The organism is Candidatus Aquicultor sp., assembly GCF_054640775.1.
The window spans coordinates 1-2,777 of record NZ_JBTSLF010000304.1; the positions used below are offsets into that span (position 1 = coordinate 1).

3 protein-coding genes are annotated in these 2,777 nt (G+C 40.8%); all 3 read left to right on the top strand.

Translation table 11 applies throughout. The features are described 5' to 3' along the window. Positions 1-952, top strand: a 952-nt coding sequence (locus tag ACYC56_RS14490; RefSeq protein ID WP_461374880.1) for a sigma-54 interaction domain-containing protein, incomplete at its 5' end; no start/stop codon positions are given. 1 nt (position 953) lies between these two features. Then, positions 954-1,460 carry an LptE family protein gene (locus tag ACYC56_RS14495; protein WP_461374881.1) on the top strand — a complete coding sequence of 169 codons (507 nt, stop codon included), beginning with the start codon at positions 954-956 and terminating at the stop codon, positions 1,458-1,460. 101 nt (positions 1,461-1,561) lie between these two features. Further along, positions 1,562-2,777, top strand: a 1,216-nt coding sequence (locus ACYC56_RS14500) for a cellulose synthase family protein (protein ID WP_461374882.1), incomplete at its 3' end; no start/stop codon positions are given.

Sequence of the window (2,777 nt, forward strand, 5' to 3'; positions counted from 1 at the left end):
AATTCATAATTACAGTAAACGGGCTAACAAAGAGTTGGTTAGCGTTAACTGCGGCGCCATACCGGAAGGTCTGCTGGAAAGCGAACTCTTCGGACACAAGAGAGGTTCATTTACCGGCGCTACCGACGACCGCAAAGGATATTTTGAAATTGCAGACGGTGGAACTCTCTTTCTAGATGAAATTGCCGAGATGGCTTTAACAACTCAAGTTAAACTTTTGCGCGTCCTCGAGACTCAAGAATTCATGAGAATCGGAAGCGAAACCGTTACAAAGGTTGACGTAAGAATCATAGCCGCAACCAACAAAGATTTGCAACGCGAAGTCGATTCAAAAAAATTCCGGAACGATCTTTACTTCAGATTAAAAGCCGTAACATTGAATATCCCGCCGTTGCGTAACAGACGCGGCGATATTATTGAACTGGCAAAAGCCTTTTTGAAAAATTATTCACAGACAAACAATATTCCCGAACCAACTATAACAAAAGCCGGCGCGGAAGTTCTTATCAATTATAATTGGCCGGGCAATATTCGCGAGTTGAAGAACGTTGTTGAGACAGCAGCGGCTTTAAGCAGAACAAGTGTTCTCGATGCGGAATCTTTCGCTCCTCACTTAACTTTAAGTCAAAGCGATGATGAGTTCAGAAATCTTCCTGTACACGTTAACCGTCCGCTGGAATCTTTGGATCGTGAAATGATCTACCGTGCATTAATTGAGATCAAGAGAGATTTGATGGATCTGAAAGAGTTTGCCGCAAAAAATCAAAATGATATTGGTAACTTGTCCGGGACACAAAACGCAAGTGAGGTTACACCTCTAGATAAGATGGAAAAAAAAGCAATCCAAAACGCGCTTATATTTACAAAGCATAACAAAAGAAAAACCGCAAAACTTCTCGGCATCAGTGAGCGGACTTTATACAGAAAGCTGAAAGATTATGGACTCGATTAGAATGTTTCGATATATAAAATATTTGTTTGTTCTTTTTGTGCTCGCTAATTTTGCGGCCTGCAGCTATTCGTTTTCCGGGGCATCCGTTCCTTCTCACCTAAAGACAATTAATATTCCGATCTTAGCTGACCGCAGCGGATCGGGAGAATTTGATCTTGGTGATAAGTTAACGAAACAGTTGATTCAAAAATTTGTTAATGATAATACTTTACAGGTGAGCGATAGATCCAATTCCGATTCAATGCTTGACGGAACGATCACTTCTCTCACAGATGCACCTGCCGTTGTTAGCGGCGGTGAAAATGTTACGACGAGGAGAATCACAATTACCGTACGCGTCGTTTTCAAAGATTTAGTTAAAAAAACAACCGTATTCGAAAGAAACTTTTCGAACTACGGAGACTACCCGGTCGAGGGAGATATTACAACGGTTAGAAAACAGGCAATAGATGTTGCAATAGATAAGATCACGGAAGACATTCTTTTAGGTGTCGTTTCAAATTGGTAAACAATAAAGGTTAAACAAAAATGTTATTCGACGAAATTATTCTTTTCACGTACATAATCTCGCTTACCATTCTTTTGTTTTTTGGAAGTCACGGTTTTATAATGATGTATTACCATTACAAATACATAAAGAACGCGCCGAAACCAAAACAGAGTGATGATGAAGATTCAGTAACAATCCAGCTGCCGGTGTACAACGAAATGTATGTCGTAGAAAGATTGGTGGATGCCGTCTGCCAAATCGATTATCCGAAAGACAAACTGGAGATTCAATTGTTAGATGATTCAACCGACGAGACTGTTGATCTTGTTGCTGACATCGTAAACAAAAAGAAAGCTTTGGGATTCGATATTCAGCATGTACATCGAACGAACCGTGAAGGGTTCAAAGCCGGCGCACTTAAGGAAGGAATGAAATCCGCTAAAGGAAAATATGTTGCAATCTTCGACGCAGATTTTATACCGAAAAAAGATTTCCTTCGCAGCACTCTAAAATATTTTTCCAACGATAACATTGGTATGGTTCAAACACGCTGGGAACATCTGAACGAGGATTATTCGCTGCTCACAAAGATTCAGGCGCTTGCTCTCGACGGACATTTCGTAATAGAACAAACCGTGCGTAACCGTGCGGGATTCTTTATCAACTTTAACGGAACCGGCGGAGTTTGGAGAAAATCTTGCATAGAAGACGCCGGAAACTGGCATGCAGATACCTTAACGGAAGACCTTGATCTCAGCTACCGCGCACAACTGAAAGGATGGAAGTTCGTTTACCTTCGCGATTTTACAACTCCCGCAGAATTGCCGGCAGAAATGAATGCGCTTAAAGCTCAACAATTCCGGTGGACGAAAGGCGCAATCGAAACAATGAAAAAAATTCTTCCGCTCGTCTGGAAATCTAAAATTCCTCTTCGAATAAAACTGCAGTCAACTTTTCATCTTTCAAACAATATTGTTTTTCCGTTTATACTTTTAGCCGGAATTCTAAACGTTCCGCTTATCTTTATTAAGAACGCAGGACCGTATTGGCACTTCTTCAACTTTATGGCTGTCTTCGTCGTAGCTTTCATCGGATCATTTTTGTTTTACTTGTTCTCGCAGAAAGACGTTCATACGGATTGGAGAAAGAAGATTGCGCTCTTCCCTCTTTTTATGGCGGGAAGTATGGGCTTTGCATTGAATAACACGCGTGCCGTCATCGAAGGTTTGATGAGCCGTAAAAGTGAATTTGTACGCACACCGAAATTCAAAGTTGTAAATAAGAAAGATGCATTGAGTCAAAAGAATAAATATCTGGCAAAGACAAAAGTTCAAA

What these genes read in the sequence shown, in the direction of transcription:
- ACYC56_RS14495 (WP_461374881.1), top strand. Translation starts at nt 954, where the DNA reads ATGTTTCGATATATAAAATATTTGTTTGTTCTTTTTGTGCTCGCTAAT.